Source organism: Paracoccus sp. pheM1, from assembly GCF_018499825.1.
Lineage (GTDB): Bacteria > Pseudomonadota > Alphaproteobacteria > Rhodobacterales > Rhodobacteraceae > Paracoccus > Paracoccus versutus.
This window is the reverse complement of sequence record NZ_JAGXCX010000003.1, coordinates 728,832-752,664: the sequence shown is the minus strand read 5'-3', so window position 1 is coordinate 752,664 and position 23,833 is coordinate 728,832. Positions and strand designations below refer to the sequence as shown.

Genomic DNA, 23,833 nt, shown 5'->3' with positions numbered 1-23,833 from the left:
GGTCCAGACGCTTCCTCTACGGCGATCACAGCGATCAAGATCTTAGCGATGTGCTTTGTGTGTGGTTGCGTGTTCCGCTACCTTCGATTTGAATCTATTTACGCCCAGGCGCACCCAAGCGATTGATATTGCTTGATAGTGTGCTCTAGTCTGGGCGCTTCCCGTAGAAATGGACACAGCGCGCCGTTTGGCGCTCTGTGTATAATATATTGATTTATATAGATTTTTTGGATCAAATTGGTTGCGTTGGCGCGCAACTACCGAGACCAACACTCCCTGTAAGCGATTGTATAAAAACAGAATATCTAGTTCCTGTCGGACTTTCAAGTGTGGCTGGCACCGTCCAGCCCAAGGGCGCTCCGAAGACCTGGGAGGTTCCGAACCCAATTTCATTCAATATCTTCATAATAGACCAGCGCGGGAAGATGCCGCCTCTGATGCAGTATCCGCAGCACGACGACCGCGTCTCCTGCGGCCTTGATCGGCGCGTAGAAGATGATGTGCTTTCCGTAATTGAGCGAACGCATCCCCGGCAGGAACAGATCTCGTGGTCGGCCCGAGAGCGGCGCCTGCTCAATCCGCTCGAATGCGGAAGCGAGACCCCGATAATAGCGCAGCCATTGCTCCCTGCCCCACTGTTCGACCGTATATTGGCGGATCTCCTCCAGATCCTGCCGGGCAAGGTCGGATAGCCTGATCACCATTCGGAGGGTCAGCCTCGGAAGGCGTCCGGCTCGAAGGCACGGGCGTCGAACTCCGCGAAGCCCCCCGCCTCGGCTGCGGCGGCAGCTTCCTCAAGTTCCGCCTTCAGCGCATAGAACTGTCTTGCGCCGTCCTTCTCCATCAGCAGGCGGATCCCCGCGCGCACGACCTCGCTGAGGTTGGCATAGGCACCGGACCTAATCTGGCCCTCGACATAATCCCGCATCGGTTCCGTCAGATGGACGTTGGGCATGGCGACATCTCCTTCATGCTCGATCATATCAGATTCGAGCATAGTCTCAACCGTTCGAACGCCGCCCGGCACCAGCGCCGTCACCCCGCGCCTATGGGCGGGGCGACGCGGGGATGTCAGCCCTTCTGCGAAGCGAACGGCGCGCGGTATTGCGACTGGCGTTCCAGCATCCAGCCCGGATATTCGGCGGGGAGCCTCGTCACCCTGTCGAGCGCGGCCAGGTCCTCGGCGGTGAGGGCCACCTCGGTCGAGCGGATGTTGTCCTGCAGCTGGTCGATCCGCTTGGCCCCGACGATCACGCTGGTCACCACCGGCTGGTGCAGAAGCCAGGCCAGCGCCACCTGCGCCACCGTGCAGCCCTTGGCCGATGCGATCCCGCGCATCACGGCGATGGCGGCATCGCCACGCGCCAGATCGACCGGCGGGAAGTCGAAGCTCGCCCGACGACCGTCGTTCGCGGCGGTGCCGTCGCTGTACTTGCCCGAGAGGAAGCCGCCCGCCAGCGGGCTCCAGACCATCAGGCCGATGCCTTCGGCTTGCAGCATCGGCACGATCTCGCGTTCCAGATCGCGGCCGACCAGCGTGTAATAGGCCTGCAGCGACAGGATCGGCGCCAGCTTGCGTGCATCAGTGATGCCCAACGCCTTGACGATCTGCCAGGCCGCCCAGTTCGACAACCCGATGTAGCGCACATGGCCCTGCCGCACGAGCGTATCGAGCGCCTCGAGCGTCTCGGCGATCGGGGTCAGCGGATCGAGGGGGCGGCGTCCGGATGGTTCGCTGCCGTCCGGCAGTCAGAGGGACATCTTTTGCGGACAGGTGGGGTCGGGCAATTCCGTTACCGGCTCGATCCCATGGCCGGGGGCGGTGCGGTGCTGCATCTGATGCACGGGACCGGAAACCTCGACCCGATCTATGCGCGGGCCTTCCAGCTCAATCCCGGCCTGTCCGCCCTTTCGGTCCTGGACACCGGAGAGCATCTGGATGTCAACGACGCCTGGCTCAGGAACATGGAATATCGGCGCGAGGAGGTGATCGGCCGCACCGCAAGCGAGATGCAGGTGTGGGAGCAGGGCGATACGAGCCGGACGGAAATCGTTCGCAGGCTGCGCGAGGATGGAAAGATCGAGAACTTCCAGGCCCGGATGCGGACGCGGACCGGTAAGCTGCGAGACATCCTGGTCAGCGCCGAGCTTGTCGAACATGCGGGCCGGAAGCTGGCCTTCTTTGCTTCGCACGACATCACCGAAGTGAAGAAGGCGCAAGAGGAACTCGAAGCGCTGAACCGGCAACTCGAACAGCGGATCGCCGAGCGGACCGCGGAGATCGTGCGGAAGAACCGCGAACTTGCCGAGGCGGCCGAACGCGCCCAGGCGGCGAACGAGGCCAAGAGCCAATTCCTGTCGGTCATGAGCCATGAAATCCGCACGCCGCTGAATGCACTGCTCAACATGGCCGAGTTGCTGATCGAGGACGGCAACCCTGCGCCCGCCGCGGCCCATCTGTCCGGCATCGCCAGTTCCGCACGCGCGCTGGCCGCCATCGTGGACGATGTGCTGGACTTTTCCCGCATCGAGTCCGGCCACCTGGAGATCTACCCCGCCGCGACGGATATCGGCCGGCTTTGCGAAGAAGCCGTGCGCGGCGTCGCGCCGCTGGCGCATCGGAAGGGGCTGGATATCGTCCTGACCTTCGGACAGCGGCTGCCCGCAACCGCGATGGTGGACCCGCTGCGGCTGCGCCAGATCCTGTTCAACCTTGTTGGCAATGCCATCAAATATACTCGGAAAGGCTGGATCGAGGTCAGGGCCGATGTCACGGGCGAAACCGCGGAACCCCAGTTGCTGGTCGAGGTGACCGATACCGGGATCGGCATCCGTCCCAACGATCTGGAGCGGATATTCGAACGATTTTCCCGCATCGGCGCTGATGCCAACCACGAGATCCACGGCGCAGGACTTGGCCTGAACATTTCGGCCGGGCTGGCCCGGGCCATGGGCGGCACGATCAGGGTCGAAAGCGAGGTCGACCGGGGCAGTGCCTTCCGCGTGACCTTGCCGCTGGTAACATGCGGCGAGCTTGCCGAGGACCCCTTGCGCCAACCCTTGCAAGGCCGCGTGGCCCTGCTCGGCCCGGCCACCAGGACCCGCGCGGCATTCGAAGCGATCCTGAAGAGGCAGGGGGTGGGTGCCTGCGTCCTCGATACCGCCGAGCCAGAGTTGGTCGCATCGTCTTCGGAAATGGACGCAGCGCTAATCATCCTGCCCATCGCTTCGGAGGGGTTGGATGCGAATGGCACCGCCAGCCTTTCGGACTGGTTCGCCGCAGCCAAGGCCCTGAGCGACAGGGTCTTGGTATTGGCCCCGCTTGGAAATGCGTCCTATCGCACCCTGGCCGAGAAAAGCGGGCTTCGCGTGGAGGCTTATCCCCTGGCTCCGCCGAGGCTGCTTGCGGTCCTGCAGGGCAGGGCGGCGCCCGATCCGCGACCGGCACCGGAGAAAGAGCTTTCGCTGGCGGGGATCAGGGTTCTCGTCGCCGATGACGGCGAGGAAAATCGGCTCGTCGCGCAATGGGTGTTGTCGGCCTCCGGTGCCCAGGTGATAACGATGGAGTCGGGCCGCTCGGCGATCGATTGCGCGATGAGGCAATCCTTCGACATCCTGCTGCTGGACCTGAGGATGCCCGATCTCAGCGGCTATGAAACGGCAGTTCGGATCAGGGCCCTGGGCGGATGGGCGGCCGACGTTCCCATCGTAGCGGTGTCGGCCAATATTGCCCCCGATAAGGCGCAGATGCAGGCGGCGGGGATCGACGGCTTTCTCGCCAAGCCCTTCACCCCTACGGCACTGCGCGCGAAAGTGCAGGGCCACCTGCATCATTCGGCAGGTGACACCGAGCCGGACGATTCTATCAGGACGGATGCGACACCCGTGCTCGATGAGAGCTTTCTGGCCGCCCAGGTCACCTATGCCGGACCGGATGCGGTTGGGAAGGCGATTGCGGGTTTCCTCGGTAACTTGGACGGTCGGCTGTCTCGTATCTGGTCCGGCGCCGATGCAAGGGAGCGCGCCGATGCCGCCCATACGCTTGCCGGTGCGGCCGGCGCGCTGGGGCTGCTGGATCTGGCAACCCATTGCAGGCGGCTCGCGAGCGACAGGGGCGACAGCCCGACAGCGTCCTTGCGGCAAGACCGAGACATCCTGGCGTCAAGTGCGAGACGAGCCGTTGCCGCCTTGAGGGAGGTCAGGGATAAACTCGCTGCCGGTTCATCCCGACAGGAGTGAAACCTCCGGCTGCGGGCGACGCGGTGGGGATGAGAAAGGGGAGGCAGCGAGTCCGTCCGCGGGAGTGATCATGTTCGACTCAGAACTTTGCTGTCGTCGGAACGTGGGTGCCTTGGGGAAGAAAGGCGGAAGCGTCCGCCGGATCGCCCTGAGATGAGCAGGAAGATGCAAAACGGGCCAGCGGGGTGTTATTCGACCAGATATTCGTGTGGCTAATACCCGGATCAGCGATTACGCTGGCGCTGCGTTCAACCTTGTGCAGGTCCCCGTGATGCCGGGTCCTGACGATTGAAGGCCACCCGATAAGATGCAACGCCGCGGTGGCTTTAGTGAAAAGGTTCCATCGTGCTCGAATCCAAACCAAAGACACCATTGGCCGATCAGCATTTCTTTCTGTCGCCTCAGTTGAGCGAAGGCCAGAGTTCGGACGACGATATCGATCTGAACATCATCGCCAGCACCTATCGCTCGATCATCGATGAGCATGCTTTCGATGAGATGGTGGCGAGTTGGGAGGCCAAGCTCGCATCGTCCGGCGGAGATGCTGAGCATCCCAAAGTCTCCAAGGGGCTGTTCAGCCAGTTGCTGACCTTCCGCAACACCTTGGAAAAGCTGGACGTCCCGACCGAGAACGACCCGCTGAAACTGGCGGTTTCCGAAGTGCCGGGACCGGCGACTGTGCTGTCTCCAAACGGCAATGTCGCGGTCATCAACATTGCGGGCGAACGCGCGTTCGGCAAGCGCCAGGGCGCGTTCATGGACGCTGCAGTCATCGCGCCGAATTCTCTGGAGGACTATCGTGCCCTGTTGCGTGCCGCCACCGGTCAGGGCAACGCGGCGCAAGCGATCCTGACGATCCTGCCGGCCACCGAGGGCTATGGCGAATCCTTCCTGGCCGAGGGCTACCTGATCCGCGTGCCGGGCCAGAGCGGCGCCCATATCGCCATCCGTTCCCTGGAAATCGCCTGGGGGCCGCGGATCGCCGAGCGGTTGCAACAGGCCTTCGGCCTGACGCAGGCCGAATCCGAGGTCGCGCATCTGTTCTTTCGCCTGCGCAACCTCGAATCGATCGCGACAGAGCGAGGCGTGTCGTTGCTGACGGTGCGCACCCAGATCAAGACGATCATGGCCAAGATGGGCGCCCCCTCGAATATCGACCTGATGCGCCTGCTGGCCATGATCGCCAGCCGTGAACATGTCGGGCTTCGGGGCGAAGCCCCTGTCTGGCACGATCCCCTGGGCCGCGAAAAGCTGATCGAGATGCCCGATGGCCGCAAGATCGCTTGGACCTGGATGGGCGCGAAGCGGGGCATCCCCGTGGTCATGCTGCGGGGATTGCCGATGACCTATCTGCTGCCTGGCGATGGAGAAGCCCGGCTGCGCGACGCTGGCATCTGTCTCTATGTTCCGTCGCGACCCGGTCACGGGAACAGCACCATGGACTCCTCGCTTGATGTGATGAGCGACAATCTTGTCGCATTGCGGGTCTTTCTCGACCAGGTCATCGGCCGCCCTTGCCTTGGCGTCGGATTGGCCAGCGGCACCTTGCCTCTGGTCGTCGAAGCGGTGGCAAATCCCACGCGCTTCCACGGAATACTGGCGATTGGCTTCTCGTGCGGGATCGATCCTTCGGGAGTCCAGCGCCTGCCGCAGATTCAACGCATCATGCTGCAACTCGCAGACAGTGCGCCATGGGTTGCCGAACTGATGGCCAAATCGGGACACCGGATGATGCGCCAGCACGGCCTGGACTGGTATCTGGAACGCGCCTTCCGCCATACGCCGCTGAACCAGCAAACGGTGCGTAACCCCGATTGGACGGCATTGATCCGGAACGCCTGTGAGCATCTGCTGAAGCAGGGCCACGCGACCTTTGTGCGGGAATTGCAGCTTTCGCGCCACAGCATGGACACCGCGCTGCGCGAGTTGCGCATACCCATGCGATATCTGGCGCCCACCGAAGATCCCGGTATCGATCTTGCTTCGTGCAGGCAACTGGAAAGGATCAATCCCCTGATCACCGTCGAGCCGGTCACCGATGCGGCCGAGTTGGTTTTTTACCAGCGCAATGACCTCATCCTTGATCGTATCATCGCCTTGGCACACCGAAACTGAGCTGCATACACCAATCGGCGTATGACAACGCGGATCGCCATCCTCTAGAGCGGCCACGCAGGGCGCACGGCTGGTGCGCAATAAATTGTTCAGCTTGGATATTGAGCGCCAGACCGATCTTCGGACTGGTGGTTTTGCAACGCGAGGGATTGATGAGCGACGCAACGATCATGCGGCGACGCCGCCAAGCACCGGAATACGTGGCCACCCCGGACATGGCAGCCTTCACCATCGGGCGGATTGCCATCACCGCGTTAAGGGAAGAGGGTGGGCTTTCCGTGGAAATACTGCGCAGGCACTTGGCTCGGGTCGCTTCCGGACAAGAGGATGCTGTCGCTAGCCGCGTGAGCCCGGACATGGCCCTGGGCGCGCTTCGTTATATCGAAACCTCCTTGCAGAACAAGGTAGCCTGAAGAGCTGGCCGCACCAGGCTGTCGGATCACTTTCTCTATTTAAAATTCTGCAATCATATCATTTTATTCATAGACAGGGGATGCGGCTTGTGACCTGCCCCCCGGAAGTTCCCTCGCCGTGATGTAGCGTCTGCCCAATCTGAAGGAGCAGACGAGATGAGGAAGAGCCGTTTTACCGATGAAGAGGGGACCGTGGCCCCAGTGGGGCCGCGTAAGCCCCGATGAACAGATTATCGGGATGATCAAGGAACAGGCGGCTGGTTTGCCCACGTCCGAGCTTTGTCGGAAGCATGGGCTGAGCCCCGCGACATTCTACAAGCTGAAGGCGAAATATGGCGGCATGGACCTGTCCGACGCCAAGCGGCTGAAGCAGCTTGAGGACGAGAATGCGAAGCTCAAGCGCCTGCTGGCCGATGCCATGCTTGACAACGTGGTGCTGAAGGATCTGCTGGGAAAGCCTTGACGACGCTGGTGCAACGGCGGGACGCGGTGCTGCGGGCGCTGAGGGATCATCCGATCTCTCAACGTCGCGCCTGCGTTCTGATCGGTGTCGATCCGAAGACGGTGCGGCGCAAGCGGCCGCCCGACAACCGTAACCGCCCGATTGTTACCGCGGCGACAGTGCCTTGATGCGGGCGACGAGTTCCGCGTCATCGACAAAGTCGTCGAGGAACGCGTGCCAGGTTTCGGTGGTGATGCGCGCGTCCCTGAGCATGTCTTTCAGTTCATCGATACCGTCATCGGTCAGGGCGGTGACGGTGTCATCCGGGCCGGTATAGACGCTGATGATCGAGCCATAGGTCAGGTTGTCGTCGTTGTAGACGATGGCTTTGAGAAGCTCGGGGTCTTCGCCCAGCATCTTTGCGACGTAGTCGAGGGTGCAGACGTGGGTGACGGTTGCCATCAGGCGGCCTCGTGCAGGGCGGAGGGCAGCGGCGACCAGTTCCAGGGCAACAGATCGTCGAGCCGATTGATCTTGTGATCGTGGATGCGGGCCAGGATGTCGGCCAGATAGGCTTGGGGATCCAGGCCGTTCATCTTGGCAGTTTCAATGAGCGTCATGGCGCGGGCCAGCGTTTCGGCTCCGGTATCCGCACCGGCGAAGAGCCAGTTGCGGCGCCCGACACCGATCGGGCGCAGCGCGCGCTCGGCAGGATTGTTGTCGATCGCCACCCGGCCGTCCTCAAAAAACAGGCTGAAGGCGTCCCGACGGCTCAGCCCATAGCGGAAGGCCTTGGCCAGATCCCCCTTGCCGCGGATCCGCGGGAGCTGCTGCTCCGACCAGGCGAAGAAGGCCTCGACCTTCGGGGCACTGTGTTTCCGGCGCGCGGCAAGGCGGATATCAGCGGGATGGCCGGTGATCTCTCGCTCGATGTCGTAGAGTGCGCCGATGCGGTCGAGCGCCTCGCGGGCGATCGCGGATTTGGTCTTGTCCCATTCGTCATGGAAGTCCCGCCGCAGGTGGGCCCAACATGCGGCCTCCCGCAGGCGCGGCGTCCCGTCTGGGTCCGGGTCGTAGAGCTTGGCATAGCCCTTGTAGCCATCGGCCTGGAGAATGCCGCGGGTCCGGGCCAGATGGCGATGAACGTGCTCTTCCTTCCAGTCGGGCGCGAAGGCATAGACCGCGCCGGGCGGTGAGGCGCCTGCCCAAGGGCGCTGATCGCGGACATAGGCCCAGATCCGGCCCTTCTTCACCCCCTTGCCCAACCCCTTGTCGCGGCCCGCGCGATCCAGCACCCGGATCGGTGTGTCATCGGCATGCAGCAGGTCGCTGGCCATCACATCCACCTCGATCCGTTCGATCAATGGGGCCAGCACCCTCATTGCCCGACCGCACCAGTCGACCAGTGTGCTGTCGGGGATGTCGGCGCCCATCCGGGTGAAGATCTCATGCTGGCGATAAAGCGGAAGGTGGTCGTCGAACTTGGAGACGAGGATATGCGCCAGCAGGCCCGGGCCTGCCATGCTGCCGGGGATCGGGCGGCTGGGGGCCGGAACCTGCACCATGCGCTCACAGCGGCGGCAGGATTTCTTGAGCCGGGCGATCTGCACGACCTGCAACTGCGCCGCGATCAGATCCAGCATCTCGCTGACATCCTCGCCCACCAGGCGCAGATCACCACCGCAATCGGGGCAGCAACTGCCGGGATCCAGCTCTTGCCGCTCGCGCGGCGTGCTGTCCGAGACTCGGGGGCGTCGGCGGGATGGGCGGTCACCGCCTTCATCGGTGGCTGACGTTTCCAGCACATCATCGCCCTGACTGTCATCCGGAACTGAGGTCTCACTTTCGGCCGTTGCGATCAGCAGATCCTCCAGCGCCAGTTCCAGTTGCTCGATCTCGCGTTCGATCTTTTCCGAGGACTGGCCGAAGACCTGCTTCTTCAGCTTGGCGATGCGCAGTCGCAGGGTCTGGATCAACTGGTCATGGGCGCGCAGCGTGGCCGAGATCTTCGCGTTTTCCGCCTGCAACGCCACGATCAGCGCCTTCAGAAGCGCCGGGTCATCGGGAAGGGTCTGGGCCGCATTCGACATGCGTCCGACTACCACAGGGCAGCGATCCTGACCATAAAAACGAGGTGTTTCAGCAGGATAAATCAGCCCACCCGGGCCGGCGGCGCGCCCCAATCCGGCCTACGCCAATCAATGCCCTCCCACAGCATCGCCAACTGCGCCGAGGTCAGGCGAACCGCACCATCACCACGTGTAGGCCAGGGAAAGCGGCCCTTTTCCAGCACCTTGTAATACAGGCAGAAGCCTTGCCCGTCCCAATGAAGCAATTTCAACCTGTCGCCGCGACGCCCACGGAATGCAAAGACCGCACCGCCGGTCGGCTTCTGGCGCAGAACATCCTGGGCAAGTGCAGCCAGCCCGGTGATCCCCTTCCTCATATCTGTCACGCCGCAGGCCAGATAGACACGAACGCCGGTTCCCGGCCCGATCATGCCCCTTCCACCGCACGGATCACATGTGTCAGCGTCACGGTATCCAGAGCCGGATCGAAGCGCAGGCAGCGACCATTCGCCAACTGCAACTCGATCTGGGCAGGCCGAGGCGTTCCTGCGCAGATGGCCGCTGACTGCATCACCAATTCCGTGGGCCGGTCCAGTTCAACCGGCAGAAACAGCGCCTCCGGAGACGCCGAAACCACGCCCTTCTTCTTCAGTTGGTGCCGCCAGGCATAGATTTGCTGCCGTGTTACATCGTGCCGCTGTGCAACCTGCGTCACTGTCGCCCCGTCCACGCCGACCGACAAAACGATCTCGAGCTTCTCCTCGTCGCTCCACCGCCGCCGCCGCTCCAGTCCAAGAATATCGCCCCGCATCCCCACACCCGCATAAGACACGTCATTAACGACGTCACTATGCATGTGCCTTAATCCATCAGCCCAAACTCAGGCAGGCGGTAACAATCGGGCCGTTACAAACGATCCGGGGGATCGTTTGTAGGGCGAAGGGCTCTACCGGATTTACCGGGAGGAAGGTCTGTCGGTGCGGCGCAGGCGCGGTCGCAAGCGGGCGCATGGCAGTCGGACCCCCATGCCAGTGCCGTTGCTGCCGAACCAGCGGTGGTCGCTGGACTTCCTGGCCGACACGTTCGGGGCCTGCCGCAGGTTCCGCATTCTGGCCGTGAACGACGATTGCTGCCGCGAAAACCTCGCCTTGATCGCCGACACCAGCATCTCGGGGGCCAGGGTGGCGCGGGAACTGGATGCGCTGGTCAGGATCTACGGCAAGCCGGCCTGTGTCGTCAGTGATCGACGAGGATCAGAAAACGATCCGGTGGGGGCTGTTGAAGAAGTCCGATGTCTCTGATTCACTTGGCTGAACAGAGATATTGGGGCAGCGATGCTGGGTCGGAAAGAACGCGGGCAACAGGAGCTTTTCATCACGGGGTCGCTGCGGGGGCTGATCCCTGATGACCATGTGCTGGTGAGGGTCGATCAGGTTCTTGATCTTGGATGGCTGCGCGCTGAAGTGGCCGATCTCTATTGTGCCGACAATGGCCGTTCCGGTATCGATCCCGAGGTAGCCATGCGGCTGATGCTGGCGGGTTTCCTGCTTGGGATCGTTCAAGACCGGCGGCTGATGCGTGAAGCGCAGGTCAATCTCGCGATCCGCTGGTTCGTCGGTTACGCCTTGCACGAGGCCTTGCCGGATCACTCCTCGCTGACGCGCATCCGGCAGCGTTGGGGCGCAGATGTTTTCCGCCAGATCTTCATACATGTCGTGCGACAGTGCCAGGCGGCGGGCCTGATTTCGACTGAAACCGTCCACATTGACGCCAGCCTGATCCGGGCGAATGTCAGCATGGACGCACTGGTTTCGCGCCATCTGGATGCGGTCGAGGCCGCCCACGACGACGCCAATGGCGCCGAGCGGGACGCGCGCACGAGCGGCAAGTTCAAGAAGCTCTGCCGCACAGACCCGGACGCGACCATGGCTACATCCTCCAAGGCGCCGCTGCGCCCGGCCTACAAGCAGCACACGGCCGTTGACGATTTTGCGGGCGTCGTCGTCGATGTGGAGATTGTGACCGGCGAAGAACATGACACGGGCCGGTTCGACGAGCGCCTGGAAGCGATCGAAGCGACCCTTGGAGTTACCCCGGGCCGGATCACGGCGGACAGGCTCTATGGCATTGGCCGGATTTACGCCGCCCTTGAAGACCGCAGGATAGCAGCCGTCATCCCGCCTCTTCGTGCCCCCCGTCGCAAGGGGGCGCAGGGCTTTCCGACCGAGCGGTTCAAGTTCGATCCCCATCATGATGTGGTCCGGTGTCCGGCGAGGAGGCGGCTGACCCCGAGAAACGTCACAAAATCCGGGCAATGGTATCGCGCCGACCGGCATGACTGCGCGCGCTGTCCTCTCAAGGCGCAATGCCTGCCCCGGGGCGCGCCATCCCGCAGGGTGCATATCGTGACAAACCACGCGGCCATCTTGCGCGCTCGACGCAAACGGCTGGCATGGGGAAAGGACGGCCATGCGATATACACCCGGCATCGCTGGCGCGTCGAAGGCACCCACGGCACCGCCAAGACGCTCCACGGACTTGCCAGAGCCATCCGCAGGGGGCTCGAGAACATGAGGATACAGGCCCTCCTGACGGCCATCGCCATGAACCTCAAGAAACTGGCAGCCGCAATGATGCTGTTGCTCTGTTCGATCATCGAAATGCGCGCAGTCCGACCAAACCCGGCGGCAGCCTGAAACAACTTTTTCAACAGCCCCCCCGGATCGTTTTCCCGAGGAGGGGCACCGAGTTCACCAGCAAGGCGATCCTGAAGTGGGCCAACGAGGCCGGCGTCGAATGGCATTATATCGATCCGGGCAAGCCCCGGCAAAATGGCTACATCGAGTCATTCAAAGGCAGCCTGCGCGACGAATGCCTCAACGAGGAGATCTTCGAAAGCCTGGCCGATGCCCGCCGAAAGCTGGCCCTCTGGCGCTACGACTACAACCACGTCAGGCCGCATTCCTCGCTCGGCAACCAGACCCCGGCAGAAGCGCGCAGGGCGCTTGAGCAAACTGGGGGCTCCGCGCCCGACCCGCTTGCCCAACCCGAAACCAACCAATATCAACCCAAAGGACTCTCGTTATGAACGAGGGACGACCGGGGGGCAGGTCAGCCGACGCGCAGATTGCCACCTTCGATGACACTTGGTCATGGGGAGATTCAGCCGAGGAAACCTTTGAAGATGTAACCTCCGTTCCCGGCAAGCCGGCAGACATCCTGCTGTCACTCCGGCTGATCCCGGGCACCAATGACATGCTTGCCTATCTGACGATGATGACCGCGCGTCTAGCCGTAGATGAACAGTTTGAGCAGCACCGCCGGATGATAGCCCGGCCGTCCCGTCCGAGCGGCTGCATGACGATGAAAGTGAAGGGCGGCGAGGTCGAGTTCATCGACGAAGAGATCAACGACACGGGCAAGGTTATCTTCTCCGATCCAGTCCTCCAGACACTCGGAAAGAGCGTTGTCTGATCCCGGCTCACGCCCTCGATGAAACCCGACATGCCAAGCCTCCCAACCATGTGGAAGTGTAGCATAAACAGGAGTTTTTACACAGTCTCCGCCCAACATGTCGCCGCCCCCTCAGCCATCGACCTGCGGCGCGAGGCTCCTGCGGATCTCCTGCCCATCCCGGCCCGGCGGCGATCCGAACAGGCGGCGATATTCCCTGCTGAACTGCGACGGGCTCTCATAGCCGATGGCGTAGCCGATCCGGGCGACATCGGCGTGATCGGAAAGCAGCAGGCGACGGGCCTCCTGCAAGCGAAGCTGTTTCTGGTACTGCACCGGCGTCATCGCCGTGACCGCCTTGAAGTGGCGGTGGAAGGTCGCGGGACTCATCCCGGCGACCTCGGCGAGCTGCCGCACGTTCAGCTGATCCGCGAAGCCCTCGCGGATGCAGGCGATGGCGCGGCCGATCCGCGCCATGGGACTGCTCGCGAGGCCGATCTGGCGCAGCGCCGGCCCCATCGGTCCGTTCAGCAATAGCCAGGTGATCTCCCGCCGGACCAGCGGCGCGAGGATCGCAATGTCGCGCGGCCGGTCGCACAGGGCCAGCAACCGGCAGAGGGGATCGGCAAGCTCCAGCCCAAAGGCATGGACCGCCAGCGCCGCTCCGGCGGGGGCGTCGTCGGTTCCATCCAGTTCCAGCAGCAGGTCCGAGATCGTCGCGGGGTCCAGCGCAAGGCTGAAGGCCAGGTAGGGCCGGTCCGGCGTGGCGCGGGTGATCTCGGCCCGGATCGGCACCTCCATCGATGCGATCAGGCATTTCCCGGCGTCATAGCGATAGGCGCGCTCGCCGAGCATGCTGGTCTTGGCGCCTTGCGCCACGACGCAGAGCGACGGACAATAAACGGCATGGATCGGCCCGGTCGGCGCCGTGACCGAGGTCAGAAACAGCTCCTCGATCGGGGTTTCCCGGCCATGCGCCTGCCACTGGCGGGCGATCAGCTGTTTGAGCGGGGCAAGATGATCGTTTTCCATGTCGCGCAATCTAGGATCCCTGCCCGCAGTGCGCAGCCCGAAATCGGCGCGCATGAGAGGATCGTGCAAGGATTTGCGAGGATCGGCGTCGCGACCCCGGGCAGGGCAGCCCTATCTTCGCCCTGACCCGGCGGCATCCCGCCCCGGCGCTCCACCCGACATGAAGGAACATCCCATGCGCTACCGCACTCTCGGCCCCAGCGGCCTGCTGGTCTCGGAACTCTGCCTCGGCACCATGACCTTCGGCGGCTCGGACGGCCTGTGGGGCCAGATCGGCCAGCTGCGCCAGGACGAGGCCGACACGCTGCTCAAGGCGGCCTTCGACGCCGGCATCAACTTCATCGACACCGCCAATGTCTATGCCGGCGGCGAGAGCGAGCGGATCCTCGGCCAGGCCATCCGCAACCTTGGCATTCCGCGCGACGAGGTGGTGATCGCGACCAAGGTTCTTGGGCCGATGGGCGAAGGCCCGAACGCCCGCGGCGCCTCGCGCGGCCATATCATGGCGCAGGCCAAGGCCAGCCTGGAGCGGCTGCAGATGGATCACATCGACCTCTACCAGATCCACGGCTTCGACGGGGCGAAGCCATGCACCGATAGGCGTGCCGACAACCACCCGTTCCTCGGAACCAAGCAGGTGCGCAAAGGGCGCGCTGCAATAGCTGATCAGCCCATCCGGCCGCAGAACGGCGAAGGTGGTCATGCTTTCAGCTTCATCGGCCATCGCGGCTCTCCGGGAGTCCGGCGGGACGCCGGCCATGCTAGAGGATCTCCGCGATGAAGCGATAGCCGAAGCCATGCACCGTCTCGATCAGGGGGGTGGCATGGCCCAGGACCGCATGCAGCTTGACCCGCAATCGATAGATGGCCTTGTCGACCGCCCGGTCCGTTGCCTCCTCGTCGCTGCCCAACGCGGTCAGCAGGCGTTCCCGATGCACCGGCTTCGCAGCGTTTCGGATCAGCACGTCCAGCAGGCGAAACTCGTTTTCCGTCAATTGCAGCGTGTCGCCGTCGTGAAGCCTGACGGTTCGCGCCGCCAGATCGACGCTCCAGCCCTGGAAGTGGTGGACCAACTCCATCTTCTCCTCGCGCTTCGCGACCGCGAGCCGCCCCGCAAGGTTGCGCACGCGCGCGACCAGCTCGCGCGGATGCACGGGCTTTTCCAGATATTCGTCCGCTCCCTGTTCCAGGCCGGTCAGCCGATCGTCGGGGTCGCGGTTCGAGGTTGCGACGATGATCCCGGCCGACGTGCCCCGGCGAATCTCGGATATCGCCTCCAGCGCATTGCCATCGGGCAAACACAGATCAAGCAGAACGATGTCATAACGCGAGCGGGCAATCCTGTCCCGGAAGCAGGCGAGAGTGGGCGCTTCGTCCACGACGCAACCCGCACCGACCAGCACGGCGCTATGAAGCTGCAGCACCGTCTCTTCATCCTCAACCAGAAGCACCCGGATACCCTTCTGCTCACCCGTCATGCGTTGCCCCTTCAGCCCGCGCGCCGCTGCAGTCGTTTCCCTGACGGACGCCACGTCACGAAACAGACTGCCAGATATCTCAGCCTTGGGACAAGCCAGAGAAACATCCGGGACAAGGGAGCGTTAGTGGCTCCCGGCGACAGGCACGTCAATCGGCGTGATAGTGAAGATTATTCAGGTTCTCAAATCGGTCATTGCATGAATAGAGCGAAACGCAAGCGTCCTGCCAGTAGCGCCAATCAAAGGGATTGCTCTCCCTTTTCGAGTTCGGATGATGATCAACCATCGGCCTATCTCGTCGTATTCCTCTTTCTGGTATCGGGATGGGCGATCATGATCATCGCTTTAACCGCGACTGCCTGTTGGATTCTCGACATGAGCCTTATGTCGATTATCTACGGATATCTGGGTGGCGGTGTATTCGGAGCCATGGTCGCGATCATCGGTTCATTGCTTGTGCATGAAACACGGCATGATGCAGGCTGAAATTCATTTCATAAACGAAGCGGGGATATAGCGCACCATCCACCACATGGTCTGAAGCTGCCAGTTTTTCAATTAATAAGGCGATACTTGAAAAAGGTCGATCTCCATGCAAATCGAATACGAAGAGTTTATTGGAAAAGCTCGCTATATCGCCCGCCCCTCCGGGCCTCATGTGGAGCTGGTCGTAACCGATCCGACTCCGCAGTTCCGCGTGGCCTATTATACTGCCATGTCCAAAGGCGCAAGAAGCCGGACCATGGCCCAGGCGCTGGTCAAGCGGATGGTGGAGGATGCCCGCCAAAGCGGTCGGCAGATCGTGCCACTCTGCCCATTCGTCCGCGGCGAAGCCGAAAAGAACTCGGACTGGGCGGACGTCATCCGGGACCCGGCCTGATCACCATCTCGACCACCACGCTTCCTGAAAACAGTTGTGACAACCTTTCTCAGCGGTCTGTTTCAACCAGCTCGAATCCCACCAAACAGCTGTAGAAAAGAGATTATGCCAGGAATCTATTCAAGAAAGGGACATTCCACGAAAATGGCGAGCTATGCGGCATCTTTCTGCAGGGATGTCTCAATGTAGCAAGGTATTTCGACCGACCCGGCACAGACCTCAGCAACAAGGCGCTGGAACCCTGGCTTGGGCATCTGACCGGAACCGGATCTACCGAAGTCCTCTTCGATCACCTGGGCGGCTGCGAAGGCTGCCTCGCGGGCGGTTTCCGCCATCTGATACTGCCGTTTATGGCTTTCCAGGTTGCCGAGAACCTGGCTCATCATCGACTGTCGAACATATCCCCGGCACCCCGCTTTGGGACACCCAAGGAGCGGCCAACATGAAAACTTCCCTCACGAGCGCCCCGCCGGGCATGTGAGGTAGGCCATGATCATCCGCCGGCACTGGGCCGCGAGCCTTGCGGTCGGCAGGCCGGCGGGATGCTGCTCGAGCGCCCGGTGCGCGGCGGTCTCCAGCACGGCCTCCAGCATCGCCGCCGCCTCGGCCCGATCGAGATCGGCGGCCAACTCGTCCGCATGGCGCCGCAACCGCGCCTCGATCAGCGCGGCGATCCGGGCGCTGAGCGCCTTCCTGTGATCACCACGGCCGACGCGCGGCGCGATCTCGATCAGGGCCTGGTGCAGCCGGGGATCATGCGGGTGGTCCTGGAAGGCGGTCGCGACCAGGGCATCGACCGCCTGGGCCAGCGTCTCGCCCGGCGCGGCAATCGCCTGGGCGAAACGCGCAGCAAAGATCTCGCCGTAATGATCGACCACCGCGGCCGCCAGCGCCTGCTTGTTCGGATAGTACTGGTAGAGCGAGCCGATGCTGGCGCCGGCCCGTTCCGCCACCATCGCGGTGGTCATCCGCTCGAACCCGGCATGCGCCAGAACCTGAGCGGTCGCCTCGATGATGGCGCGAACCGTGGCCTGCGCCCGGCTTTGGCGCGGAATTTTCCGTGGATTCACATCCATCTGCACCGTCCTCCCGTCCTGAACGGGAATGCGAATACAAAACATGAGGAATTCGTCACATATTCCAGGCGTCAACGCAAGCAAGGTCGCGGACACTGCGGCCGGAAAGGAAGAAACGCCATGACCGATACGAATTCCGCTCTCGACCTGAGCCGCTTCCATCTGCATCTTGAGGATGGACCGCGAATACGCCCGGTTTCGCTGGCGTCCGGCGGAGGTCCGGCGGAGGGAAAGACACTCGCCGTCTTTTCCGCCGAACGGCCCGAGGATGTTCACCCGGACTATTGGGAGATGCATCCCGGTGGCGATGAGTTGCTGATCCTCTGTTCCGGCAGGCTGGAGCTTGATATCGAGAATGCCAGCGGCCTCCGCACGGTCGAACTGACGCCGAGGACCGGCCAGGTCGTGCCAGCGGGCAGTTGGCATCGGCTGCGGCTCAGGGAACCATCGGTGCTGATGGCGATTACCCACCGGAGCGGTACGCAGCGCCGCAAGGATCGCGAGGCGTAGACCGGGGCGCGGCCTGCCCAGGCCCGTAACGACCGGGAAAACCATGAGTGAAGGCCCTTCCAGGCGCGGGGGGACGATCGGGAGCCCCCCTGCCCGCCATCGCGCGACGGCGCAAGGCCGGCATACCGGCATACGGCCCGGCGGTGATGCTGGTCGCGCCCCCGGCTCTCGCCGTTGCCGCCCAAAGGGCTCGTCGTGCTGGTATATGCAGCGCAGGGATCCACCTCACCCTGACGCGACGCCGGGGCGTGGCTGCCGGTCTGCGGAACCCTGATCGACGCCCGGCTGCCTTGTCCATCGGCCCCCGATGACGGGCCCATTTTGATTGTTGGTGCAATGCTGGTCGTGTTTCCAGCGCGGACGGCGTTGCTGGCCCAGGTTGTCGAGCTGTCCGCGCTGGAAACACGGGGATGAAGACTTCCCGAGCCGGAGGCTTGTAGCCGAGCGATCCATGCGGGCGCACGGTATTCTCGTGGCATCGCCACCTTTCCACGATGATCCTGGTCTCGGCGAGCCCTGGCAAATCGTTGCGGCAAGCACGGCTGTCCGGTCCGAGGAAGCCGCGCTGCAGCGTCGCCGGTCTCTCGACCGGCGGCTCGGGGCCGGGCGCGTCGGTTCCGGCTCCGCACACCGTGGGGGAGGATCATCTCGCGCAGGCCAGCCCACCCGCCTAGAGCAATCCCAGCCAGCGTGGCAGTCCCAGCGAAAGCGCGGGGATGAAGGTCGTCAGCACCATCACCGGCAAGGCGACGAAGGCCATCATGCGCAGCGCCGGGCCGACCGCCTGATGGACCGAGGCCCTGCCGATCCGGCAGGCCATGAACAGGATCGGCGCCATCGGCGGGCTGTTCGCGCCGATCACCACCGAGGTCGCGACGATGGCGGCGAAATGCACCGGATGCACCTCGACCGACACCATCAGCGGCAGCAGCAGCGGCGCAATCACCACCGTGACCGAGACATCGTCGATCAGCGCCCCGGCGATGATCAGGAACATGTTCACCAGGATCATCACGCCGATCGGATTGCTGACCAGCGACGCCACCAGTTCCGTCAGATCCTGCGGGATGCGCTCGGCCACAAGGATGCGGCCGATCACGAAGGAAAACAGCAGGATCAGCACGATGGAGCCGGTGGTCTCGGCGGCCGCCACCGTGCTGTCGCGCAGCCGCGCCAGGCTCATGTCGCGATAGATGAAAAGGCCGATCAGGACCGCGGCGAGCACGGCGAAGGCCGCCGCCTCGGTTGGCGTGAAGAACCCGCCATAGATGCCGCCGATGATGATGACCGGCAGCGAAAAGGCGGGGATGGTGCGCAGGGTGATGCGCCATTTCTCCGCAGCCGGAATCCTGCGCTGGTCGTGGATTTCGTGGATGCGGCGGCCGATCTGGGCGCGGTTGAAGATCATCAGCCCGATCATCAGCATGATCCCCGGCACGATCGAGGCCGCGAAGCAGGCCGCCACCGATTGCTGGGTCGCCACCGCGAACAGGATCATGGTGATCGAGGGCGGGATGAGGATGCCGAGAAGCGAGGAAATCCCCAGCAGCGCCGCCGAATAGCCGCGCGGATAGCCGCGTTCGGCCATCGGGTCGATCATCAGCGTGCCGATGGCCGCCACCGCCGCCGTGGCCGTCCCGGCGATGGCGCCGAACACGCCCGCCGCCCCGACCATCGCATTGCCGAGCCCGCCCCGCCGCCGCCCGATCGCCATCTCGATGCAGGCGACCAGGCGGTTCGCGATGCCCCCCGACTGCATCAGGTAGCCTGCAAGGATGAACAGCGGCAAGGCCAGCAGGATCACCGAGTTCAGCGACCGGAAGCCCTGCAACATCAGCGTGTTGAGATTGGCGTCATAGATCCAGGCCAAGGCCGCGACGACGCCGGCGAAGGACCATGCGACGGGAAGGCCGATCCCCAGAAGAGCCAGGAGCAGCCCCAGGACCAGTAGAGCCTCCATGTCAGGCCTCCTTGCCGGGTTGGGCGATCTGAAGACCCGCGCGGGCGATATCGCGCAGGGCGTAGATGACAGCGGACACTGCGGCGAGAGCCAGCGGCGCCTGCGCATACCACAGGGGCAGGTTCAGGACCGGGATGATCTGCGGCCGCTTCATCCCCCAGGCCAGCATCTTCCACACCCAGAGCGCGAAGATCGCCACGATGACCAGCGTGAGGACCGCGACGACAAGGCCGTGGATCGCCCGGGCGCGGGGCGTGCGCAGCGATGTCGCGAGGAAATCCACGACCAGATGCTCGGACCGCCGCGAGGCCATGACGGCGCCCGCCATGTAAAGCCACATGGCGGCAAGCAGGCTTGCCTCGTGCATGCCGAGCAGCGACTGGCTGAAGAAGACGCGAAAGACCACCAGGGCGACCAGCGACAGGGTGACGATGGCGCTGGTCGCCAGGATGACGGCTCGCAGGAGCCAGGCAAAGACCCGGTCGGCCATGGCAAGAAAGGCGATCATGCGAACCTCCATGCGGCGAGGGTGACGAGGATCACTCGGCGGCGGCGTTCCGCCGGACGAGGTCTAGAAGCTCGGCGCCGATCATCGGCTCCATCTGCGGCCAGACCGCCTCGCGCACGGTCTTGCCCAGCGTGGCCAGTTCCTCGGGGCTCAGCTCGACATAGGTATGGCCGCGCTTCTTCCATGCCTCGACATAGCCCTCGTCCGAGCGGCGGGCGGCGTCGAACTGCGCCAGCATGACCTTTTCCGCGCCGGCAGCGATTGCCTCCTGATGCTCGGGGGACAGGGCCTCCCAGTTTTCGAGGTTCGCGGTCAGGATGCCGGTCAGGAACTGCTGCCGGCTGTGGACGTAATCGGTCAGCACGTCGCCGAAATATTCGTAGTCGTAGAAGATCACGTTGGCGCTGTCGCCGTCGACGACCCCGGTCTGGATGGCCGAGTAGAGTTCGCCCCAGTCGATGGTCGCGGTCTGATAGCCCATGGCGGCGATGGTTTCGGTAAAGGGCGAGACCGGCGGGACGCGCACCTTGAAGGCCCTGGCGGCCTCGACCGTGGTGGCGTGGCCGCCCTTGGTGCCGACGCCGTTGAAACCCTCGGGCCAGGCACCGAGGTATTTCAGCCCGGTATCGGCATAGACCTCGGACAGCGCCGTGCTGAGCCAGCCGTCCTTGCCATAGGCGGCCAGGGCATCATCCCAGTCGGTGAACATGTAGGGCGTATAGATCAGCGAGATGCGCTGGTCGTATGAGGTCATCGGCCAGTTCAGCATCAGATCGACATCGCCGGCCATGAGCAGGTCGAAGACCTCCTGCTGGCCGCCCAACTCGTTCTGGTAGAAGATCTCGACCTTCAACGCGCCGTCGGTGGCAGTCTCGATCTCCTTGGCCCAGGCCTCGATGGCATTGCCCGCATCCGAGCCTTTCGCGCCGGAATCGGTTGCCATCTTCAGCGTTTCCGCCATCGCGGGCATGGCCGCCGTCGCGCCGGACGCCAGCGCCGCGAGCAGCACCGCAGCCGTCATTCCATTCATCTTTCTGACCATTCCCTTCCCCTCCCCAGGAAGCGGGCCGTCTTCAGGCCTCGTGTCGGTTCTTGAAAATCTCATAGGCAAAGCGCGCCCTCACGCCGATGTCCAGGAAAGGCCGCGGCGGCACCGGCGACGGCGTGCCAAGGCCGATCATGTCCGAGATCAGCGGATCGTCCTCGCCAAGCGCCATGGCCGCGGCCAGCCGGCCGCTGATCGTGCCCTTGGCGACGCCGACGGCGTTCTGGCAGACTGCGCTCCAGACGTTCGGGGCGACCTGTCCGAAGCCCGGCGCGCCGTTGCGCGACAGGCAGATATAGCCGGTCCAGGTATGCTCCATGGTGACGCCCCGCAGCATCGGGAAGCGTTCGTCGAACAGGCGCTGGTGCTCGGCCCGGATCTTCAGCCGGCGTTCGTCGGACTGGCGCAGGCCGGGGCAGAAATGGATGTTCTGCCGGATCAGGATGCGGCGATCGTTGGTATAGCGCATGGTGATGCCGGCAAAGGCATTGGCCGGGGTCGAGCCCCAGGGCGCGATATTGCCGAAGGCCGCCTGCTCGGCTTGCGTCAAACGACGCGAGAGGCTCGCATGCGCCGCAAAGTTCAGCAGCCTGCCCCTCCAGAAGCCGAAGCGCATGGCCAGGCCGTTCACCGCCAGGATGGCCTTGGGCGCCCGGACCGAGCCATGCGCGGTCCGAAGCGTGATCGTCGGGCCGAAATCCGCCTCCAGCACCGGGCAATTCTCGTAAAGCGTGACGTTTTCCGGCAGGGTGTCGCCCAGCCCCCGGTTCAGTGCCGCCGGGTTCAGAAGCACCGTGCCGGGCGTATAGACCGAGGCCGCGAAGTGCCGCGTGCCCAGGCGCCGGGCGGTTTCCCCGGCATCCAGCCATTCGTAAGGCTCGCCCAGCCGCTTCAACTCCTCGACCGTGGGCCGCAGGATCTGCTCGGCGCCGCGCTCCGAGCTCGCGGTATGGTATTTGCCGTCCTCGCTCCAGTCGCAGTCGATGCCGTGGCGCTGCACGCTTTCGCGCAGCGAGGCGATCCCCGCGCGGGCAAGGCGCAGATAGGCCCGGCCCTTGGCCAGTTCCTCGAGCGACGAGCCGACATTATGCGGCAGGTCGATGGCAAAGCCCGAATTGCGGCCGGAGGCCCCTTCGCCCAGCTGCTGCGCGTCGAACACCACGATCTTCGCATGGGGGCGCAACTCGGCCAGACGGCGCGCCGCACCCAGCCCGGCATAGCCCGCGCCGATCACCACGACATCGGCGGTGATGTCTTTGGACAGCGACGGCCTGGGTTGGCGCGGCGGCAAAAGCGCGGACCAGCCATTGGTGCGGTCGTCCTTGGGAAGCAGCGAGATCCGCGTCATGCAGCCGCCTCTGTGGCCCAGCTTGCAGGCTGGAGGCTGTAGAACACCAGCGCATCCTCCGAGACATAGCGCACCTCCGTGCCGGCGGGCAGCCAGATCGTGTCCATGGGCCCGGCTTCCAGCCGGCCTTGCGGCGTTTCGACCGCGAATGTCCCCGAGATGACCAGGATCAGCTCGTCGTATTTGACCTGCCAGGGAATGTCCGCATCCCGGAACCTCGCGAAGCCGCCCGCAAGCTCGCTGCGATCCGCAAGGCCGGCGACCTCCGCGACCTCGGCCATCGCGGGATAGGCGAAACGCGGCTGGAAACGCAGGTCGGAAAAGCGGTTCAGGCGCGCCGGCGCCTTGTCGGCATTCGTCATCTTTCTCTTCCCCACGGTCATGCCATCTGTTCTGGTGCAGAAAGGAATCGTCCAACGCCATACAGTGGTGTATTGGAAGATACAGACGTGTATGGAGCAGTCAATGAAAAAGCGCCAGCTGATAGAGCGTGTCAGCAAGGAAGCCGAGGAGGATCATGCCCAGCCCCGGCTGACACGCGCGGACTGGCTGGAAAAAGCCCTGGAAATGCTGATCCAGAACGGCATCGACGCGGTCAGGATCACCCGGCTTGCGGATCTGCTGGGGGTGACGCGCGGCAGCTTCTACTGGCACTTTGCCGACCGCAACGAATTGCTGGAGGCCATGCTGGACGTGTGGCAGCAGTCCAACACGGCCAGCGTCATTCAGGCCGCGACTGCGCCGGGCACGCTTCAGGACCGCATCCTGGCCCTGTTCATCTGCTGGTTGGATCCCGAACTGTTCGATCCGCGGCTCGACTTCGCCGTGCGCGACTGGGCGCGGGGCGATGCCGCGCTTCAGGCGGTCATCGCGCAATCGGACCAGCAGCGGATGGACGCGCTGATCGCCATGTTCGCGGCCCATGGCTTTGCCGAACGCCAGGCGATCATCCGGGCGCGCAACTTCTATTATACGCAGATGGGATATTACGCGCTGAACGTGCGAGAGCCCCTGTCGGTCCGGCTGTCCTATGTCGCCACCTATTTCGAGACCTATACCGACGAAAAGCTGGACCCGCAGGCAGAGGCTGATTTTCGCCAGAAGGTCATCGCGCGAAAAGAGCTGTGGGGCGACGAACGCATACCTGCTCGTTGATCAAGCCGATGCATGCGCTTGGCTCGGTTCAGGCCATCAGCCGCCCCTCCTGACCGGTCGGGATCGCCAACCTGACCGCCTTTGGATTCCCGCCACGTCTTCGCCTATTA

At 63.6% G+C, this 23,833-nt stretch carries 23 protein-coding genes and 7 pseudogenes; 12 read left to right on the top strand and 18 right to left on the bottom strand.

All coding sequences use genetic code 11. The features are described 5' to 3' along the window. Positions 1-389: 389 nt before the first annotated feature. The 3 genes and pseudogenes from KF941_RS26385 to KF941_RS26375 form a co-directional block, all read right to left on the bottom strand. Positions 390-704 (bottom strand): type II toxin-antitoxin system RelE/ParE family toxin, encoded by a 315-nt coding sequence (locus KF941_RS26385; protein ID WP_114535647.1) that lies wholly within the window; start codon positions 702-704, stop codon positions 390-392. Positions 705-712: 8 nt separating this feature from the next. Continuing rightward, positions 713-955 (bottom strand): type II toxin-antitoxin system ParD family antitoxin, encoded by a 243-nt coding sequence (locus KF941_RS26380; RefSeq protein WP_028714767.1) that lies wholly within the window; start codon positions 953-955, stop codon positions 713-715. 116 nt (positions 956-1,071) lie between these two features. Further along, positions 1,072-1,701: pseudogene (locus KF941_RS26375) on the bottom strand (aldo/keto reductase); the annotation flags it as partial. On the opposite strand from KF941_RS26375, the gene KF941_RS26370 reads away from it, so the two are divergent. The 4 genes and pseudogenes from KF941_RS26370 to KF941_RS26355 form a co-directional block, all read left to right on the top strand. Further along, positions 1,648-4,239: an ATP-binding protein gene (locus KF941_RS26370; protein ID WP_214275042.1), complete on the top strand. Its 2,592-nt coding sequence runs from the start codon at positions 1,648-1,650 to the stop codon at positions 4,237-4,239. The pseudogene KF941_RS26375 and the gene KF941_RS26370 overlap by 54 nt on opposite strands. Before the next feature lie 345 nt (positions 4,240-4,584). Continuing rightward, positions 4,585-6,354 (top strand): alpha/beta fold hydrolase, encoded by a 1,770-nt coding sequence (locus KF941_RS26365; RefSeq protein WP_114535631.1) that lies wholly within the window; start codon positions 4,585-4,587, stop codon positions 6,352-6,354. A 152-nt stretch (positions 6,355-6,506) separates the two neighbouring features. Continuing rightward, positions 6,507-6,767 (top strand): hypothetical protein, encoded by a 261-nt coding sequence (locus KF941_RS26360; RefSeq protein WP_240540635.1) that lies wholly within the window; start codon positions 6,507-6,509, stop codon positions 6,765-6,767. Positions 6,768-6,945: 178 nt separating this feature from the next. Continuing rightward, a pseudogene (locus tag KF941_RS26355) lies at positions 6,946-7,358 on the top strand (transposase); the annotation flags it as partial. 16 nt (positions 7,359-7,374) lie between these two features. Here the strand turns inward: KF941_RS26355 and KF941_RS26350 are convergent. From KF941_RS26350 to KF941_RS26335, 4 genes are all read right to left on the bottom strand, one after another. Next, on the bottom strand, positions 7,375-7,671 hold the full coding sequence (locus KF941_RS26350; protein WP_214272532.1) for a hypothetical protein: 297 nt from the start codon (positions 7,669-7,671) through the stop codon (positions 7,375-7,377). Next, a complete protein-coding gene (locus KF941_RS26345; protein WP_214273635.1) occupies positions 7,671-9,299 on the bottom strand; it encodes an IS66 family transposase in 1,629 nt (542 codons plus the stop codon). The genes KF941_RS26350 and KF941_RS26345 overlap by 1 nt, the downstream gene beginning before the upstream one ends. Before the next feature lie 62 nt (positions 9,300-9,361). After that, entirely contained in the window at positions 9,362-9,709 is a 348-nt protein-coding gene (gene tnpB / locus KF941_RS26340; RefSeq protein WP_214272531.1) for an IS66 family insertion sequence element accessory protein TnpB, read from the bottom strand. After that, complete coding sequence (locus tag KF941_RS26335) at positions 9,706-10,134, bottom strand: transposase (protein WP_214272530.1); 429 nt, start codon at positions 10,132-10,134, stop codon at positions 9,706-9,708. Before KF941_RS26335 ends, tnpB begins: the two co-directional genes overlap by 4 nt. An 82-nt stretch (positions 10,135-10,216) precedes the next feature. Here KF941_RS26335 and KF941_RS26330 point away from each other — a divergent pair. From KF941_RS26330 to KF941_RS26320, 3 genes and pseudogenes are all read left to right on the top strand, one after another. Next, positions 10,217-10,537, top strand: a pseudogene (locus KF941_RS26330) (IS3 family transposase); the annotation flags it as partial. A gap of 75 nt (positions 10,538-10,612) precedes the next feature. Further along, complete coding sequence (locus KF941_RS26325) at positions 10,613-11,974, top strand: transposase (protein WP_214272908.1); 1,362 nt, start codon at positions 10,613-10,615, stop codon at positions 11,972-11,974. 44 nt (positions 11,975-12,018) lie between these two features. Then, positions 12,019-12,366: pseudogene (locus KF941_RS26320) on the top strand (integrase core domain-containing protein); the annotation flags it as partial. A 203-nt stretch (positions 12,367-12,569) separates the two neighbouring features. On the opposite strand, the pseudogene KF941_RS26315 reads toward KF941_RS26320, so the two are convergent. Together KF941_RS26315 and KF941_RS26310 are read right to left on the bottom strand one after the other, a co-directional pair. Continuing rightward, positions 12,570-12,784, bottom strand: a pseudogene (locus KF941_RS26315) (IS5/IS1182 family transposase); the annotation flags it as partial. 79 nt (positions 12,785-12,863) lie between these two features. Further along, complete coding sequence (locus KF941_RS26310; RefSeq protein ID WP_214275040.1) at positions 12,864-13,763, bottom strand: AraC family transcriptional regulator; 900 nt, start codon at positions 13,761-13,763, stop codon at positions 12,864-12,866. Between the two features lie 175 nt (positions 13,764-13,938). Here KF941_RS26310 and KF941_RS26305 point away from each other — a divergent pair. Continuing rightward, positions 13,939-14,340 (top strand): annotated as a pseudogene (locus tag KF941_RS26305) (aldo/keto reductase); the annotation flags it as partial. A 184-nt stretch (positions 14,341-14,524) separates the two neighbouring features. Here the strand turns inward: KF941_RS26305 and KF941_RS26300 are convergent. Beyond that, on the bottom strand, positions 14,525-15,241 hold the full coding sequence (locus KF941_RS26300) for a response regulator transcription factor (protein ID WP_214275039.1): 717 nt from the start codon (positions 15,239-15,241) through the stop codon (positions 14,525-14,527). Between the two features lie 126 nt (positions 15,242-15,367). On the opposite strand from KF941_RS26300, the gene KF941_RS26295 reads away from it, so the two are divergent. After that, a complete protein-coding gene (locus tag KF941_RS26295; protein ID WP_214275038.1) occupies positions 15,368-15,727 on the top strand; it encodes a hypothetical protein in 360 nt (119 codons plus the stop codon). Between the two features lie 106 nt (positions 15,728-15,833). Further along, positions 15,834-16,121, top strand: coding sequence for an N-acetyltransferase (locus tag KF941_RS26290; protein WP_214275037.1), 288 nt, complete (start codon positions 15,834-15,836; stop codon positions 16,119-16,121). Positions 16,122-16,273: 152 nt separating this feature from the next. On the opposite strand, the gene KF941_RS26285 is transcribed toward KF941_RS26290, so the two are convergent. Then, on the bottom strand, positions 16,274-16,507 hold the full coding sequence (locus KF941_RS26285; RefSeq protein ID WP_114535627.1) for a hypothetical protein: 234 nt from the start codon (positions 16,505-16,507) through the stop codon (positions 16,274-16,276). Between the two features lie 69 nt (positions 16,508-16,576). Further along, positions 16,577-17,197 carry a TetR/AcrR family transcriptional regulator gene (locus KF941_RS26280; protein ID WP_214275036.1) on the bottom strand — a complete coding sequence of 207 codons (621 nt, stop codon included), beginning with the start codon at positions 17,195-17,197 and terminating at the stop codon, positions 16,577-16,579. Positions 17,198-17,317: 120 nt separating this feature from the next. On the opposite strand from KF941_RS26280, the gene KF941_RS26275 reads away from it, so the two are divergent. Then, positions 17,318-17,707 (top strand): cupin domain-containing protein, encoded by a 390-nt coding sequence (locus KF941_RS26275; RefSeq protein WP_214272927.1) that lies wholly within the window; start codon positions 17,318-17,320, stop codon positions 17,705-17,707. Positions 17,708-18,125: 418 nt separating this feature from the next. Here the strand turns inward: KF941_RS26275 and KF941_RS26270 are convergent. The 6 genes and pseudogenes from KF941_RS26270 to KF941_RS26245 all read right to left on the bottom strand — a co-directional run. After that, positions 18,126-18,221 (bottom strand): annotated as a pseudogene (locus KF941_RS26270) (integrase core domain-containing protein); the annotation flags it as partial. 156 nt (positions 18,222-18,377) lie between these two features. After that, the gene (locus tag KF941_RS26265) at positions 18,378-19,667 is read right to left on the bottom strand and encodes a TRAP transporter large permease (RefSeq protein ID WP_214275035.1); all 1,290 of its coding nucleotides are present in this window, start codon (positions 19,665-19,667) and stop codon (positions 18,378-18,380) included. Position 19,668: 1 nt separating this feature from the next. Next, entirely contained in the window at positions 19,669-20,175 is a 507-nt protein-coding gene (locus KF941_RS26260; RefSeq protein WP_214275034.1) for a TRAP transporter small permease subunit, read from the bottom strand. A gap of 31 nt (positions 20,176-20,206) precedes the next feature. Then, positions 20,207-21,196 carry a TRAP transporter substrate-binding protein DctP gene (dctP, locus tag KF941_RS26255; protein WP_214275033.1) on the bottom strand — a complete coding sequence of 330 codons (990 nt, stop codon included), beginning with the start codon at positions 21,194-21,196 and terminating at the stop codon, positions 20,207-20,209. A gap of 52 nt (positions 21,197-21,248) precedes the next feature. Beyond that, entirely contained in the window at positions 21,249-22,568 is a 1,320-nt protein-coding gene (locus tag KF941_RS26250) for an FAD-binding oxidoreductase (protein ID WP_214275032.1), read from the bottom strand. Continuing rightward, positions 22,565-22,930, bottom strand: coding sequence for an ethanolamine utilization protein EutQ (locus KF941_RS26245; RefSeq protein WP_114537319.1), 366 nt, complete (start codon positions 22,928-22,930; stop codon positions 22,565-22,567). The genes KF941_RS26250 and KF941_RS26245 overlap by 4 nt, the downstream gene beginning before the upstream one ends. A gap of 103 nt (positions 22,931-23,033) precedes the next feature. Here KF941_RS26245 and KF941_RS26240 point away from each other — a divergent pair, with 103 nt between their 5' ends. Continuing rightward, positions 23,034-23,723, top strand: a complete 690-nt coding sequence (locus KF941_RS26240) for a TetR/AcrR family transcriptional regulator (protein WP_052096343.1) — start codon at positions 23,034-23,036, stop codon at positions 23,721-23,723. Positions 23,724-23,833: the final 110 nt, after the last annotated feature.